This is a genomic window from Actinomycetospora sp. 2LY8.5, assembly GCF_057180585.1.
The window spans coordinates 56,825-71,517 of sequence record NZ_JBXUHE010000022.1; the positions used below are offsets into that span (position 1 = coordinate 56,825).

13 protein-coding genes are annotated in these 14,693 nt (G+C 73.8%); 7 read left to right on the plus strand and 6 right to left on the minus strand.

What is annotated here, in order from left to right:
- Window positions 1–234 precede the first annotated feature (234 nt).
- Window positions 235–921: a LuxR C-terminal-related transcriptional regulator gene (locus AC2A1K_RS21605; RefSeq protein WP_483898387.1), complete on the minus strand. Its 687-nt coding sequence runs from the start codon at window positions 919–921 to the stop codon at window positions 235–237.
- 294 nt (window positions 922–1,215) lie between these two features.
- Here AC2A1K_RS21605 and AC2A1K_RS21610 point away from each other — a divergent pair, with 294 nt between their 5' ends.
- The 3 genes from AC2A1K_RS21610 to AC2A1K_RS21620 are packed head-to-tail and all read left to right on the plus strand — an operon-like array spanning window position 1,216 to window position 3,291.
- Window positions 1,216–1,896: a helix-turn-helix transcriptional regulator gene (locus AC2A1K_RS21610; RefSeq protein ID WP_483898388.1), complete on the plus strand. Its 681-nt coding sequence runs from the start codon at window positions 1,216–1,218 to the stop codon at window positions 1,894–1,896.
- Window positions 1,897–1,948: 52 nt separating this feature from the next.
- Window positions 1,949–2,632 (plus strand): N-acetyltransferase family protein, encoded by a 684-nt coding sequence (locus AC2A1K_RS21615; RefSeq protein WP_483898389.1) that lies wholly within the window; start codon window positions 1,949–1,951, stop codon window positions 2,630–2,632.
- On the plus strand, window positions 2,629–3,291 hold the full coding sequence (locus tag AC2A1K_RS21620) for a class I SAM-dependent methyltransferase (protein WP_483898390.1): 663 nt from the start codon (window positions 2,629–2,631) through the stop codon (window positions 3,289–3,291). Before AC2A1K_RS21615 ends, AC2A1K_RS21620 begins: the two co-directional genes overlap by 4 nt.
- Before the next feature lie 373 nt (window positions 3,292–3,664).
- On the opposite strand, the gene AC2A1K_RS21625 is transcribed toward AC2A1K_RS21620, so the two are convergent.
- The 3 genes from AC2A1K_RS21625 to AC2A1K_RS21635 all read right to left on the minus strand — a co-directional run bounded on the left by AC2A1K_RS21625 (window position 3,665) and on the right by AC2A1K_RS21635 (window position 5,342).
- Complete coding sequence (locus AC2A1K_RS21625; protein ID WP_483898391.1) at window positions 3,665–4,024, minus strand: hypothetical protein; 360 nt, start codon at window positions 4,022–4,024, stop codon at window positions 3,665–3,667.
- Window positions 4,025–4,051: 27 nt separating this feature from the next.
- A complete protein-coding gene (locus AC2A1K_RS21630) occupies window positions 4,052–4,363 on the minus strand; it encodes a hypothetical protein (protein ID WP_483898392.1) in 312 nt (103 codons plus the stop codon).
- An 82-nt stretch (window positions 4,364–4,445) separates the two neighbouring features.
- Window positions 4,446–5,342 carry a hypothetical protein gene (locus AC2A1K_RS21635; RefSeq protein WP_483898393.1) on the minus strand — a complete coding sequence of 299 codons (897 nt, stop codon included), beginning with the start codon at window positions 5,340–5,342 and terminating at the stop codon, window positions 4,446–4,448.
- A gap of 97 nt (window positions 5,343–5,439) precedes the next feature.
- Here AC2A1K_RS21635 and AC2A1K_RS21640 point away from each other — a divergent pair, with 97 nt between their 5' ends.
- Window positions 5,440–8,775 (plus strand): ATP-binding protein, encoded by a 3,336-nt coding sequence (locus tag AC2A1K_RS21640; RefSeq protein ID WP_483898394.1) that lies wholly within the window; start codon window positions 5,440–5,442, stop codon window positions 8,773–8,775.
- Window positions 8,776–9,002: 227 nt separating this feature from the next.
- On the opposite strand, the gene AC2A1K_RS21645 is transcribed toward AC2A1K_RS21640, so the two are convergent.
- The gene (locus tag AC2A1K_RS21645; protein WP_483898395.1) at window positions 9,003–9,188 is read right to left on the minus strand and encodes a hypothetical protein; all 186 of its coding nucleotides are present in this window, start codon (window positions 9,186–9,188) and stop codon (window positions 9,003–9,005) included.
- 78 nt (window positions 9,189–9,266) lie between these two features.
- Here AC2A1K_RS21645 and AC2A1K_RS21650 point away from each other — a divergent pair, with 78 nt between their 5' ends.
- Both AC2A1K_RS21650 and AC2A1K_RS21655 read left to right on the plus strand, forming a co-directional pair.
- A complete protein-coding gene (locus tag AC2A1K_RS21650; protein ID WP_483898396.1) occupies window positions 9,267–9,899 on the plus strand; it encodes a hypothetical protein in 633 nt (210 codons plus the stop codon).
- Window positions 9,896–12,145 (plus strand): bifunctional polysaccharide deacetylase/glycosyltransferase family 2 protein, encoded by a 2,250-nt coding sequence (locus AC2A1K_RS21655; RefSeq protein ID WP_483898397.1) that lies wholly within the window; start codon window positions 9,896–9,898, stop codon window positions 12,143–12,145. Before AC2A1K_RS21650 ends, AC2A1K_RS21655 begins: the two co-directional genes overlap by 4 nt.
- Before the next feature lie 70 nt (window positions 12,146–12,215).
- Here the strand turns inward: AC2A1K_RS21655 and AC2A1K_RS21660 are convergent, their stop codons facing one another.
- Complete coding sequence (locus AC2A1K_RS21660; RefSeq protein ID WP_483898398.1) at window positions 12,216–13,058, minus strand: N-acetylmuramoyl-L-alanine amidase; 843 nt, start codon at window positions 13,056–13,058, stop codon at window positions 12,216–12,218.
- Window positions 13,059–13,360: 302 nt separating this feature from the next.
- Here AC2A1K_RS21660 and AC2A1K_RS21665 point away from each other — a divergent pair, with 302 nt between their 5' ends.
- Window positions 13,361–14,674: a pentapeptide repeat-containing protein gene (locus tag AC2A1K_RS21665; RefSeq protein ID WP_483898399.1), complete on the plus strand. Its 1,314-nt coding sequence runs from the start codon at window positions 13,361–13,363 to the stop codon at window positions 14,672–14,674.
- The last annotated feature ends 19 nt before the right edge of the window (window positions 14,675–14,693 follow it).

Here is a 14,693-nt window from a genome sequence, read left to right on the forward strand (position 1 = left end):
CTCGACGCGTGTCCGACGATCCGCGCCGGGCCCGACTCGTGACAGGACTCCCCCCGCGGAGCACCTGACCGGCACACGGAGTGCCGGTGTCGACGCTAGGGAAACGCAGTGCGATCTGGATCGCGCGAGCGTGCGAGTACCCCTACGCCCGATGGAGGAGGAATGGGCCCTACGGGCGGGCAGCGACCGTTCACGTTGGGTAATCAGCGTTCGGAGGAATGGCGTGCACCGTGATCAGAACTGCTCGTCGGTCGGGGGTACGGAGCGCAGCGCTCCCGCGGAGCCACCGGTCGTGCCGGCGGCCGTCCGGGCGACCCGGACGGCCTCGAGCCGGCTGTGCACCCCGAGCTTGCGGAAGATGTTCCGCACGTGGGTCCGCACGGTGTTGCCGGACATGGAGAGCGAGCGGGCGATCTCCTTGTTGCTCTGACCCTCGGACAGGCAGTGCAGGACGTCGAGCTCCCGCTCGCTGAGGAGATCCAGCGGGCCGGTGGGTGTCCGGGCCCGCCCGGCGTCGCGGCGGAGCTCCCGCAGCACGGCGGTCAGCTGCTCACCGGGGTAGTGCGCCCTCCCGTCGGCGGCAGCCCGGACGAGCTCCACGAGCTCGGCGACGCTGACCGACATCGGGACCCAGGTGATGGCTCCGGTGCGGGCCGCGGCGACGGCGTGGTTGCCGTCCGCGGAGGGCGCGAGCACGACGAGGTTGAGGCCGGCCCGGATCTCCAGCACGGCGCGGCCGACGGCCAGATCCGAGACCACGACGACCGAGGGTCGGACACGATTGATCGTCTGCTCGAGGAGGGCGCGGTCGCCGCCGTCCTCGGTGAGCACCACGAGATCGGACTCGTCGGCCAGACGGTCCGAGAGTACGTCGACGAGCAATCGCTCCTCCGCGACCACGAGGACGCGGACGGCGGACACGACGACCGAGAGTAGTTGCGCGTGGTTGATCGGTCCTCCTACAGATGGAGGAGCCAGGGCGCGGGAGATTCGGTCCGTTCCTGACTCGGCGTGCTCGTTCACGTACCGAAGAATCAAGCGGTCCGGGTTCTCACGGATCCACCTGATCGGGCTCACGTTCCGAGGGTCATTTCCGTCGATCATGACAGTTGGTTATTGACGGGACGGCCCTGTTACCTCGATCGTGTGATGCGTCGGGGAGCCGGTGACTCACCGCTACCGGTTCCGTGGGGGGAGTGCGGGAGGACTGCGCTGATGCTCGTGGTGATGGGAGATGGTCATGTCGTCTTTGCGGAGCTGCTCAGCTCTGTCCTCATGAAACGCGGCTGGCAGGTGGGCGTGCTGGCGGCGACGCCCGCTGCGGTCGTCGAGGCGGTCGAGCGTCATCGGCCGGACCTCTGTCTGGTCGATGAGGACTCGCTCGGCGCCGGGTCCGACCTGCTCGGGTCGCTGGTGTCCCGCGGCGAGGGGAGGACGAAAGTGATCGCCCTCAGTTCGGACGCGTCCCCCGAGCGCGCGGCCCGGGCGTTGCGGGCGGGCGCGGCGGGCTTCGTGACGAAGAGGGGCGGCGTCGACGACCTCCTCGCCGTGGTCGACCGCGTCGTCGTCGGCGAACGGGCCGTCGAACGGGCGGACCGGTCCGCACGCCGTCGGTGCTCCGAGAGTGCGGCGGCGGTGGCGATGGCCGCCTATCTCACGACGCGGGAGCGGCAGTGCCTCACGCTGCTCGTCGACGGCGCGAGCACCGCGCGCATGGCGGTGGAGCTGGACGTCTCCACGCTGACGGTGCGCAGCCACATCCGATCCGTGCTCGCCAAGCTCGGCGTCCACTCCCGGCTCGAGGCCGCGACGCTCGCCGTCCGCCACGGGCTGCTCCGCCACGGCGCCGAGTCGGCGCCGATGATCTCGCCGCGCTCGGCGGCACACGCCGGCTGACCCTGCCGGCACCACCCCGCAGGACCTCCAGAGCCTCAGTCGAGGGGAACCTATGTCTGTCACATCCGTGCCGCTTGCCGCCCTGACGGCGGTCATCCGCGAGCCCGACACGATCCGCCCCGTCTACGACGCCGCCCGCCGGCGCGTCCACAGCGACGTCGAGGCCTATGGCCTGCGGCGAGACCTCACCCTCGAGCACACCCCGCCCAAGGCGAAGATCGAGATCGGGGTGCGGCCCATGGAGGACCGGGACGTGGCCGCTGTGCTCGACGCGACGGCGGAGCTCACGCCCGCCGAGAAATGGGACCGGGCGACCCGGCGGCGGCTGCTCGAGGCGCAGATCGGCCGCCCGCACGTGGCGGTGACCGAGGACGACGAGGCCTGCTACACGCAATGGCTGTTCACCTCGGCCGACAACGAGGACCTCGCCCAGCACTTCGGCGGGATCTTCCCGCGCCTCGACGACGAGACGGCCCTGCTCGAGGGTGCGTTCACCCCGGTCGCGTGGCGCGGCAAGGGCGTCATGAGCGCGGCGATGTCGCGCATCGCCGAGAAGGCCGGCCCTCTCGGCGCGCGCGACGTCATCACGTTCGTGGGCCTCGACAACCCGGCGTCGCTGCGCGGCTGCGAGAAGGCGAACTTCTTCCCGTACCTGGTGCGCACGCAGCGGTTCCGCCTCGGCCGACAGCGTGTGGACTTCGAGCTCCTGGAGGGCAGCGAGAGCTCGAGCGGGTGACCGCCGCGTCGGCGTTCGGAACGATGCTGCGGGAGCGCGGTGTCGTCGAGACGTCCCGCGCAGTGGTCAACCGGACGGTCGACGCGTGGTTCGACCTCAGGCACGGAGTCGACACCGTCGGGCACCTGCCCGTCGGCGACCTCGGGTTCGAGGGTCCGCGCCGCGCGTCGGCCGTCCACTACGAGCCGACCGGACGGCGCGAGGTCCAGGACATCCTCCACCGGGTCGCCCCCGCCGGCGGCGCCTTCGTCGACTACGGCTGCGGGAAGGGCCGGTGCCTGCTCGTCGCGGCCGAGGCGCGGTTCGACCGCGTCGTCGGGGTGGAGCTGTCGCCGCACCTCGTTGAGGTCGCGCGGCGCAACGCGGCGCGGTACCGGCGTCCGCGCCTCGCACCGATCGAGGTCGTCCACACCGACGCGGCGGCGCACGTCCTCGCCGGCGACGAGACCGCGTTCTTCCTCTACAACCCGTTCGGGCCCGACGTGCTGGGCCTCGTGCTCGACGGGATCGAGCGGTCCCTCGCCGCGGCACCGCGTGCGGCGCAGGTCGTGTACGTCAACCCGGTCCACGCCGGGATGCTCGACGACCGGGACTTCCTGCGTCGGACGTCGACGATGCGCCTCCCGCGGGCTGAGGTCGCGATCTACGCGTGCCGGTGAGCGACGGGCTCGTCCCTCGCGCTGCCGCGGAATGTCCACGTCCCGGTGTCGGTACGGACCGACCTCGTCGCGCCACGCACGCACGGTGCGCGCGTCGACGGTGCCGCGCCGGGCGATGCCGATCACGGGCGCCACGGCCCCCGTGAGGACCGTAGCACCGATGACGAGGACGGCGACTCTCCTCATAGCCGTTCCCCCGGTGCGCCGCCGACACCCGAGGCGCACGCATCGTGAGGGACGGTTGTGATCGACGGGACGAACGAGACCGAACCGTGAGCCGGGATCCCTCGTTCGGCCCGCTGGGCCGACGTCAGGGGCGGGCGGCACGCTGTACCGCCTCGCTGGTGCGCCAGGACGAGGATGACGACGGGGATCATCGTGGCACGAAACTGTCGAGATCGCCGTCGATGAGCCCCTCGAACCAGATGGCCAGCGGCGCCTCGAGTACCAGAGCGAGCACGACGACCTGGAGGAGCAGCACTCCCTCGACGGCTCGCGGCCGGACGACGACCCACAGCACCAGGAACCACGCGGCGGCGAAGTAGGCGGCGAACACCATCGATTCGCCGTCGTAGCCCGACGCGGTACGGAACAGGGCGATGGCGGCGGGCGGCGTCGCGACGAGCGCGACGAAGAGCCAGGTCGTCCAGGCCCGCAGGGCGGGGTGACGCAGCCAGGCGCGGAACGGGAAGAGGACCGACAGGTCGGGCAGGCGCGGGGCGGGCGGGTTCATCGGGTTCTCCGGGCGTCGATCAGAGGCTCAGGTCGGTTCACGCCGTCGATCGACCGAGGGCGGCCTCGCCGCGGGGACGCCGGCCTCCAACGGGCCGGGACGAACCTCGCTGACTCGATCGGCCTGGCTGGACGCGGTCTTGTTCTCCTCGTTCTCCGCACGTCGCGCGACGGCCGTCCGCCCGAGCTGGTCGAGGATGAGCGGCGCGGACACACCGACGCCCAGCGCCCCGATGCCGCCCGTGATCTCGCCGTTCTGACCGAGCGCCACCGCCAGACCGGCACCCAACGCGAGCCGGATCACGCCGGTGAGCGTGAGAGCTGAGAGCTGAGAGCTCACCGTCCTGTCTCCAGGGCAGTTTGCCGACACGCTTGGTGGCACCCAGGAGGTCCGCGCAGTGCGGCGGGAGAGCGTCGTCCGCCTATGTCGCTCGCTCGATCCGCCGGATCGTCTCCCGCCCGAAGGCCGCCCAGAGCATCCGGGGCGTCACGAGCGCGTGGGGGACCGGGACGTCGGTGCGGGCCAGGTCCGGATGCCCGGCGATCGGCTCGCGCAGCGGGGCGGGCGTCCGCACCGGCCCCTCGATCCTCCCCCGCAGCATGAACATCGCCGAGCGGGTCGACGCGCCGATGGCGTTGACGACGAAGTCCCAGTCCTTGCCGACCAGCGCCGAGGTGAGGCTCGCCCAGGCCCGTCCCCGCGGGTCGTCGATGTGTTCGAACCGGTCCGACAGCCGCTCCGCGAGCCGGCCCACCCACCACGACTCCTCGAGCGAGCCGCCGATCCCCGACGTGCCCGACGGCGGCACCAGGTCGGCGCGGAAGAAGGTCAGATCGTAGGCGGTGGCCACGAGCTCGGCGCAGTAGAAGCTCGGCTCCGCGTCCGTCGCCGCCCACGCGGCGGCGATCTCGCAGGCCGCGGCGTAGAGGTCCTCGGCGTGCCCGGGCTCGTCGACGGCGATCTCGACGGCCCGCAGCGCGACCGCGACGGCGACGAGCTTGACGAGCGAGAAGGTGCCCTCCTCACCTGGCTCCGGGCGGAACTCGCCGAGGTAACGCAGTGCCCGCGCCCGCACCTCGGGGGACATCGGGATGCAGTAGAGGTCGCGGTGCTTCTGCCACAGCTCGTGGAAGGGGTCCCATCGCACGCCGCCGACGTCGAAGCCCTCGCCGTCGAGCTTGGTGGCGAGCGCGCTGGCCAGGCCGTCGGCCGGCCCGGAACCACCGTCGAGACGCACCGCGATCCCCGAGTGCGAGAAGCGCGTCCCGTCCAGGGCCTCCATGAGCTGCCCCAGCGGCTCACCGGGGATCTGGGTCACCAGGAGTAGGTCTCCCTGCCGTACCTCCCTTGGATCGATACCCCGGAAGAACGTACCATCATCATTCTCGGTCACGGTGTGTGTTCCTGGAGGCTCGTTGTCATCGTCGGACGGCATCCGCATCCGTGTGCTGGGCGAGGTTGCCATCGAGGGCGCGTCCGGTGAGATCGGGCGTCCCGGACGACGGCTGCGGACCCTCCTCGCACTCCTCGCCGCGGCGTGCCGGGGCACCGTCGCGGTGCCCGCCCTGATCGACGAGATCTGGGGCGAGGATCTTCCCGAACGCCCCGAGGGCGCGCTGCAGGTGCTCGTCAGCCGCCTGCGCCGCGAGGCCCCCGACGAGGGGACGCGGCTGCCGATCCCGCCGATCGGCGAGACCTACCGCCTCGACCTCCCGCGTGACGCCGTCGACCTCCACCGCTTCCACGACGACGCCACCGCCGCCCTGGCCGCCGACGCGTCCCGCGACACCGTGCTCGAGAAGGGCCAGGCAGCACTCGCCACCTGGCGCGGCGAACCCTTCGCCGGCACGCCCGTCGGGTCGCGCCTCGACGCCGAGCGCACCCGGGCCCGCGACCGTCGGCTGCGTCTCCTCGAGCGGATGGGCGCCACGCTGCTCGACCTCGACCGCCCGGCCGAGGCCGTCGAGCTCGTCTCCACCGATCTCGCCGCCGACCGCTCCCGCGAGCGCCTCGCCGTCGTCGCCGCCTCCGGCCTGCACCGGCAGGGCCATACCGGCGAGGCCCTCGAGGTGCTCGCCGCCACCCGGCGGTTCCTGCGCGACGAGTACGCCGTCGCGCCCGGCGCGGAGATCGAGGACCTCACCCTCCGGCTGCAGGCCCCGGCGCCCAGCCGCCCGCCACGCGCCACGCTGCTCGGCCGCGAGGACGAGCTGGTCGCCGTCCGTGCGCTCGTCGACGCGCCCGGCCACGGCGCGATCCTGCTCGTCACCGGCGAGGCCGGCATCGGCAAGACCGCCCTGATGCGCGCCGCCCGCGAGGAGGCGCAGGCCGCGGGAGCGGTGGTCGGCGGCGGGACGTGCGACGCCGGCTCGCCGCCGTGGACGGCGTGGGCGGAGACGCTCGCCGACCTCGGCGTCGACCCCGTGCACCCCGCCGAACCCGCCCCCGGGCGGGCACTGCGCGAGCGCCTCGCCGGCCTGTCGAAACCCGTGCTCGTCACCCTCGACGACGCCCACGTCGCCGACTCGGTGACCCTCGCCGCCCTGCGCGAGCTGGCCCGCCTCGGGCTGCCCGCCGGGGTCGTCGTCCTCGTCGCCGCCCGCGAGCCCGACAGCACGGCCCATCCCGCCTGGAGCGCGACCCACGCCGCCCTCGCGCTCCTCGACGCCGTCAGCGACATGCGCCTGCCCGAGCTCGCCCGCGCGGCCGTGCGCGGCCTCGTGGTCCGGGACCTCTCCGGTCTCGCCCCCGACGGCGCCGAGCGGGTCGCCGCCGCGCTCTGGGAGCGCACCCACGGGCACGCCCTGCACGTCGCCGCGCTCATCGAGTCGCTCACCGGCCTCGACGAGCCCGACGGAGAGAAGGCGTGCGACGAGCTCGCCACCGCCATCCCCGGGCGCCTGCGGCCCCTGCTCGACCACCAGCTCGCCGGGCTCGGGCCCGACGCCCGGGAGGCCCTCGAAGCGCTGGCGGTGCTCGCCCCGCTGTCGTTGTCCGAGCTCGGGGTCCTGCTGGAGACGACGCCGCGGGTGCTCGCCCAGCACCTGCGCGTCGCCGCCGACCGCGGGCTGCTCGCCGCCACCGCCGACGGGTTCGCCTTCCGGCACGCCCTGACCCGCGACGCCGTGCTCGACGCCGTCCCGCCGGCGAGCGCGCAGACGCTGCACGACGCCCGGTACCGGATCCTCGTCAGCCAGATCTCGACGGCCGCGGGCGCCGAGCCGTTCACGCTGCTGCGCCACGCCGTCGGGGCCGGGCCGCTCGTCCCGACCCGCGAGCTGGGCGACGCCCGGCTCGCGGCGGGCACGGCCGCGTACCGCCAGGGCGCGCTCGAGGAAGCCCTCGCTCAGCTCGACGCGGTGCTCGAGACCTCGTGGCCCAGCACCGTCGCGCTGCACCGGGGGCTGGTCCTCGAAGCGCTCGGACGCCATGACGACGCCGACGAGGTGCTCGACGAGGTCGTCGAGCAGGCCGCCGCGCTGATCGCCGAGCTGATCGCCGAGCAGGGCGAGGCCACGGCGGACGCTGGCGAGGTCCGTGAGGTCGCCGACGCGGTGGTCGCCGCCGTCGGGCACGACGCCATGGGGATCAGCGTCGCCGGGCGCCCCCGACGCGCCCGGCGACTCCGGCGCGTTCGGGCGCTGCCGCTCTCGGAGAGGCAGCGCGCCGAGGTGCTGCGCAGCCTCATCCTGGAGGAAGAGCAGCTCCACGGCGACGTGGGAGACCCCACCGCCCTGCCCGAGCTGCTCGCCCTCGCCGCCCAGGGGCTCGGCGACCGCCGCCTGCTCGCCGGTGTCCGCGTCCTCGAGGCCAACCACCTCGTCGACGCGCCCGTGCCCGCCACCCAGCGGCTCGCGGTCTGCGAGCAGGCCTGCCGGCTGGCCGCCGAGACCGGCGACTCCCCCCACAATGCCCTGTGGTTCGAGGCCGAGGAGCTGCGCATCGCCGCCCTGCTCGCCACCGGGCGCCAGGACGAGGCCCTCGCCGCGCGCCGCGACCTCGAGCCGCTCGCCGTCGACCGCCATCGGCCGCGGACGATGTGGATGGTCTCGCTGCTCGACGCCGGCTTGACCCTCGCCCGCGGGGACACCGCCGAGGCCGACGAGGCCGCCCTCGCCGCCCTGCACCGCGGCCAGGAGCTCGGGCTGCCCGACGCCGTCGGCGCCTACGGGGTGCACCTGCTCGTCCGGCACCTGCTCGGCGGCACCCTGCCCACGCTGCAGGGCCTGCCCGCCGGCGCGGCGGCCATGTACCCGCTCGTCGCCGCGTGGTCGGCCGCCGCCTCGGTGGACGCCGCCGTCGCCGAGGACCTCGACACCGCGGCCGGGCATCTCGCCGACTGGCACCGCAAGCGGGAGGGACGCGAGGGCGCGCTGTTCGACCGGCCCGGGCTCTGCCTCGCCGCCTGCGCGGCCTTCGCGCTCGGTGACGTCCCGACCGCCGAGGTCGTGCGCCGCGACCTGCCGCCCGACGTCGGCGCCGTCGTGGTGGTCGGCATCGGCTCGGCCACCTTCGGCCCGATCACGCTCTACCAGGGCCTCGCCGCCGCGGTGCTCGGCGAGCGCGCCGAGGCCCGCAGGCTGCTCGCCCAGGCCGCGGCCCTCGCCGACGGTCTCGGCTGGGCGCCCTGGGCCGACGCCGCGCGATCGTTCGCCCGGGTCGTCCGGGCCGGCGCCGGGCGCCCGGCGGCCGGGGTCATCGCGACCCTGCCGCCGGACGCCCGTCCGCTCGGGCTGCTCCCGCCGTCCTGACGTACCCCCCTCGTCAGGACGGACCGGGCTGTCGCCCGTGGCCCCGGACCCCGCACGGCGGCGGCCCATCCGGGCTCGCGAGACGATCGACATCGAATCGAGACCTCCCACCACCGGACGCAGGGTCCGTGACGCACAGCAGAACCTGTCCCGCTTTCACACACCTTTCGTGAGCAGGCACCGGCGGCAGGAGTAGTTAGACCTTCTGGCTCAGCAATCGAAGATCGTTAGGGGCACTGAGCGTCGTCCGAGCGCGGCAAACGGAACAGAGGGCCCGAGCCCTCGTCGGTGGCGGCGAGCTGGTCGACCAGTTCGTCCTGCAGGTCGGCGCTCATGGCGGCGGTCGCTTCGCCTGCCACGGTTGCAGCGACATCACCCATTGAGGTGAACAGCTTCGTGTAGCAATCACGCATCGTGGCAACGATCTGTGCTTGACGGGGTTCACGAGGACCTCGGTGAGTGACAGGTCAGTGAGACCGGGGGGTTGGGCCATGAGCACGACGGAGTCGGGACGGGAACCAGGCGATCGGACGCCGGTGTTCGTCGACGCCAGCGGGCGGCGGCGGCGCGGGGTGCTGGTGCTGGGCTATCTCGGGGCGTCGGCCGCGACGGCGTACCTCGCCGCCTTCGGTCTCACGCTGGGCACGACGACGGTGGCGTTGCAGCCGGTCGGCGCGACGCTGGTGCCGACCCCGTCCGCACCCGACGACGAGGCAGACGGGGGCGACGACGACGCGCCCGACGAGCCCGAGGTCGGGCCGGCGTCCGCCGAGGCCGTGACGGTCGCGACCCACCACGCCGCGCCACGCGCCGAGCGGACCAGCAACCATCACGCCCGCGCCGAGCGCCCCCGCCACGTCGTCGCACCTCGCACCGAGCCCGCCCGTCGGGTGGAGCTGCGGGTGCTCGGGGCGCCGCAGCGGGTCGTGACGACCACCCACACGACGGTCGTCACGCGCGAGACCCCGCGTGTGACCACACAGCACCGCCAGCACCGGACGCACACCACGCACAGCCACACCTCCGCGCACGGGGCGTCGAGCCACGGCTCGAGCGGGACGACCGACCCGGCGACCACCGACGTGCTCGACACCGGGCACACCTCGACATCGACGCGGGCGTGACCGTGGCCGCCCACCGCGCCGTCGCGCCCACGACGAATCGTCGTCGCCTCCTGCCCCGATCCGGCGTGGTGTTCGTCGTCGTGGGCCTGCTGCTGTTCAGCTGCCTGCTCGTCGTCGACGGGCTCGCGCGCTCGCAGGTCGGCGTCGACGCGGTCACGCAGACCACCGAGCCCGGCGCGACCGACGGCGTCCCGCCGGCGATCACCGACGGCGGCCCGGTGATCGACGCCCGCGGGGCCACCCCGGCGAGCGCGCGGATGCCGGCCAAGACCGTCGCCCTGACCTTCGACGACGGCCCCGACCCGACGTGGACCCCGCGGGTCCTCGACGTGCTGCGCCGCCACCAGGTGCCGGCGACGTTCTTCGTCGTCGGCTCGAACGCCGCGCGCCACCCCGAGCTGCTACGCGACATCCGCGCGGCCGGGTCGACGGTCGGGCTGCACACGTTCACCCACCCCGATCTGTCGCAGGCCTCGGACCTGCGCATCGACCGCGAGCTCGCCGAGACCCAGCTCGTGATCGAGGGCGCGACGGGGGAGTCGAGCTACCTGCTGCGCCCGCCGTACTCGTCGACCGCCGACGCGGTGACTGCGGATGCCCTGCGCTCGTTCGAGGCGGCCGGCCGCGACGGGTACGTCACCGTCCTGTCCGACACCGACAGCCGCGACTGGGAGCGTCCCGGCGTCGACGCGATCGTCCGCAACGCGCAGCCCGCGAACGGCGCGGGCGGCGTCGTCCTGCTCCACGACGCCGGGGGCGACCGCTCGCAGACCGTCGCCGCGCTCGACCAGCTGATCCCGGAGCTGCAGTCGCAGGGCTACCGCTTCGTCGCCCCCGAGGTCGCGGTCGGGCTGCCCGCCGACAACCGCCCGGTGGCGGCCGCCGACCACCTCGCCGGCAAGGTCGCCATCAGCCTGGTCGCGGTGGCCGGTGTCGTCGTCGACGTCCTGACCTGGCTGCTGCTGGTGGTCGGGGTGCTGGTCGTGGTGCGCCTGGTGCTGATGCTGGTCGTGGCGGTCCGGCACCACCGGCAGCGGCACCGGCCCGGGTTCTCGTGGGGCCCGCCGGTGACCGAGGCGGTGTCGGTGATCGTCCCGGCGTACAACGAGAAGGAGAACATCGCGGCGACCGTGCGCTCGCTCGTGGCCAGCGAGCACCCCGTCGAGGTGATCGTCGTCGACGACGGCAGCACCGACGGCACCGCCGACATCGTCGAGGGGCTGGCACGAAATCAGGGGCTGCCCCGCGTGCGGGTGGTGCGCCAGGCCAACGGCGGCAAGCCGGCGGCGCTCAACGCCGGCATCGCGCACGCCCGTCACGAGCTGATCGTCATGATCGACGGCGACACGGTGTTCGAGCCGACGACGGTGGGACGGCTGGTGGCGCCGTTCGCGGACCCGTCGGTGGGGGCGGTCGCGGGCAACGCGAAGGTGGCCGGTCAGCCCCAGAGCAGAGTCTTGCGCAGCCTGATCGCGCGCTGGCAGCACATCGAGTACGTCATGGGCTTCAACGTCGACCGACGCGTCTACGACGTGCTGCGCTGCATGCCGACGATCCCGGGCGCGGTCGGGGCCTTCCGGCGCCGGGTGCTGCTCGAGGTCGGCGGGGTCAGCGACGACACCCTGGCCGAGGACACCGACCTCACCATGGCGATCTGCCGGACCGGGTGGCGCGTGGTCTACGAGGAGTCCGCCCGCGCCTGGACCGAGGCGCCGGCGACGCTGCCGCAGCTGTGGCGCCAGCGGTACCGGTGGAGCTACGGGACGATGCAGTCGATGTGGAAGCACCGCCGCGCGGTGCTGGAGTCCGGGGCGTCAGGCCGCTTCGGGCGGGCGGGGCTGGCGCACCTGGCGGTGTTCCAGGTGCTGCTGCCGCTGCTGGCGCCCCTGGTGGACATCTTCCTGGTCTACGGGCTGCTGTTCCTCGACCCGGCGACGACGCTGGTGGCGTGGTCGACGGTGCAGGGGGTGCAGCTCGTCGCCGCGGTGATCGCGTTCCGGCTGGAGCGCGAGCCGCTGGGCGTGCTGTGGCTGCTGCCGCTGCAGCAGATCGTCTACCGGCAGCTGATGTACGCGGTGCTGATCCGATCGATGGTGACCGCGGTCGGCGGCATCCGCCTGGGGTGGCAGAAGCTGCGCCGCGTCGGCGGGCTGGAGGCGCACCTCCAGGCGCCGGCGGTGTTCCCGACGCCGTCCGACGGGCCCGCGGCGCCCCGCAGCCGGCTGATCGTGCTCAGCCGGCGCTGAGGGGGTTCCGATCGAATACTGCCCGTGCCCCGCCGCGATCCTCACGGCATCCCGGCTCACACCGTGAGGCCTACGAGGGCTGCGCGGCCAGCCAGCCGAGGACACCGCGGCTGATGGCCTCGGCGTATCGCGCGCGGCCGGCGGGGTCGGACACCGTGGCGGCATCGGCCGGGTTGCGCATGTTCGCGCACTCGACGAGGACGGACGGGACGCGTGAGCCGTTGAGCCCGGCGAGATCGGCGCGGGGGGCGAGGCCCTGCTCGCCGATAGAGGTGGCCCGGGTGAAGCCCTGAGCGGTCAGGGCCTCGACCATCGCGTCGGCGAGCGTCCGTGACGGCGCTTCCTGTGACGGTGACAGCGGCGGGGACGAGTACGCGACGTGGAAACCGTGCCCGGCGCTCGCCGCTCCGTCGGCGTGGAGGGACACCACGGCATCGGCGCCGACCTCGTTGCCGATCTCGGCGCGACGGTCGACGCACGGACCGACACCGGTGTCGTCGGAGCGGGTGAGCACAACCCGGACTCCCCGGACGCGCAGGCTCTCCGCGACGCGCGTGGCGAGATCCCACGCGAAGGCGTGCTCGGGGTAGCCGCCGTCGGTGTCGGCGCCGGTCGTGTTGCACGGCTTGGTGCTCCCGCGACCGTCGGGGACGGGCGCGTCGACCTGCGCGGGATGGTCGGCGTTGCCGCCGTTGTGGCCGGGGTCCAGGACGACGACGCGATCGGCGAGCGTCGCCGGTGGCGCCACGGGAGCGGCCGGCGAGCTCGCCGCGACAGCGCTCGGCGGGGAGGCCGGCGTCGGGGACCCGGTGGCGGCGCAGGCGACGAGGACACCGGCGAGCGGTGCCATCGTCAGCATCCGTGCGCGACGGCCAGGCCGGCGCCACCGGGTGTCGTGCTGCTGAGTGTCCACGCGCTCGTCCTCCCTTCCGCACGGACCGGGTGAGCGAGGTCGTCGCTGGCGTCGGCCGGGCTCCTCGATCGTCCCCGTGAACGGCTTACTGCGGGGCGCGCCACGCCACCGTGCCGACATCACGCCCGCCGTGCGCGCGGTCTTCACCCTCTCGGACGCTGCCTGCCTCGACTGTCGCCGTGTGTGATAGCTGTCAGGTCGCATGCGGCCGTTGGGGGGATGCACGTTCCGGCGGGGTGGACGAGCGTGAGTGATGCGTCGCGAACAGTGAGATTCTCGGGTCGGACCGCGGGAGACCGCCCATGACCGGCACCGACGACGAGGCAGGGCCGCGCGCGGCGACCGGGACGTCGTCGGCGCCGGCGGCCGAGCCGCTGGACATCCCCGCGCAGCGCACCGACGAACCCGATCCGGCCATGCTCGCCGCCGTCGAGCAGGCTCTCGCCGCCAAGGCGTCCGCGCGTGCCGACCAGGCGTCGGCCGAGGCGCAGAGGGAGAGCGCCCGCTGGCAGAAGGTCACCGCCGTCATCCAGGCACTGGCCACGATGGTCGCCGCGATCGCCGCGTTCGCGGCCGTCTACGCGGTCCAGTCGCAGGCTGCCGGCATCGACCAGCAGCGGATGTCGAGCGAGAACAACGAGCGGGACCAGCGGCTCACCACCGCGATGGACGCGGTCGCCCAGGGCGACACCACGGCCCGCGTCGGCGGGATCACCCTGCTCGTCCGCAACGTCCAGGAACGCCTCCGGCTCGCCGAACAGCCCGTCCCCGAGGGTGGGACCGCTGCCGTCGCCGCCGAGCGCGAGGTCCGTGCCGGGCAGGCTCGCGACGCGGTCGCCCTCTACGGCAGCGTGCTCGACCTCATGGAGATCTACCTCCGGGACCCGAGACGCACCGACGGCAACCCCGGGCAGGGCGGTGAGAACAACGCCTTCGCGCTCGGGACCGGAAGGTACGTGCTCCCGCCCGACGTGGCGTACGTCGTCGCCCACATGCGCACGATGATCGGTGACGGGGACCGCGTGGTCGCCCTCGTCGACCGGTACGGACTCGAGCGTCAGAGGCTCCCGCAACTGAGTCTCTCGGGCGCGCAGCTCTACGGGCTGCCGCTGTCCGGACTCGACCTCTCGGCGTTCGGCAACGGGCGGTACCTCGCCGGAGCCGACCTGCGGGACGCGACGCTGCGCGGTGCCGTCCTCGACGGGGTCAGCCTCGACCGGGCTTTCCTGCAGTGCGCTGACCTCGCGCCCCGCTCCGTCGGGCCCGACAGCGCGCCGAGGCAGGTGCCGACGCGCCTGTCCGAGGCGTCCCTGCGCGGGGCCGACCTCCGGGGCGCCAACCTCGAGCGGGTGGACCTGCGCGACGCCGATCTCGAGGGGGCTGATCTCCGGGGCAGCAATCTCGAGGGCGCCGACCTCACCGGGGCGGTCGTGGCGGGCACCCAGTTCAGCGAGAGCTTCGGGACGCCGGTCGGTGTGAACATCGGAGCCGGGAAGCCGGGGGCCTATGCGCAGGAGGAGGCGACCTGCCCGTCGCAGCAGGCCTACTGGCACGACCGGACCGAGGCGTCGACGCCACCGCCGCGCCCGGCGCCGTGGGCCCGTGCCGTCGGGTGACGAGCGCTCTCGGGCTCCC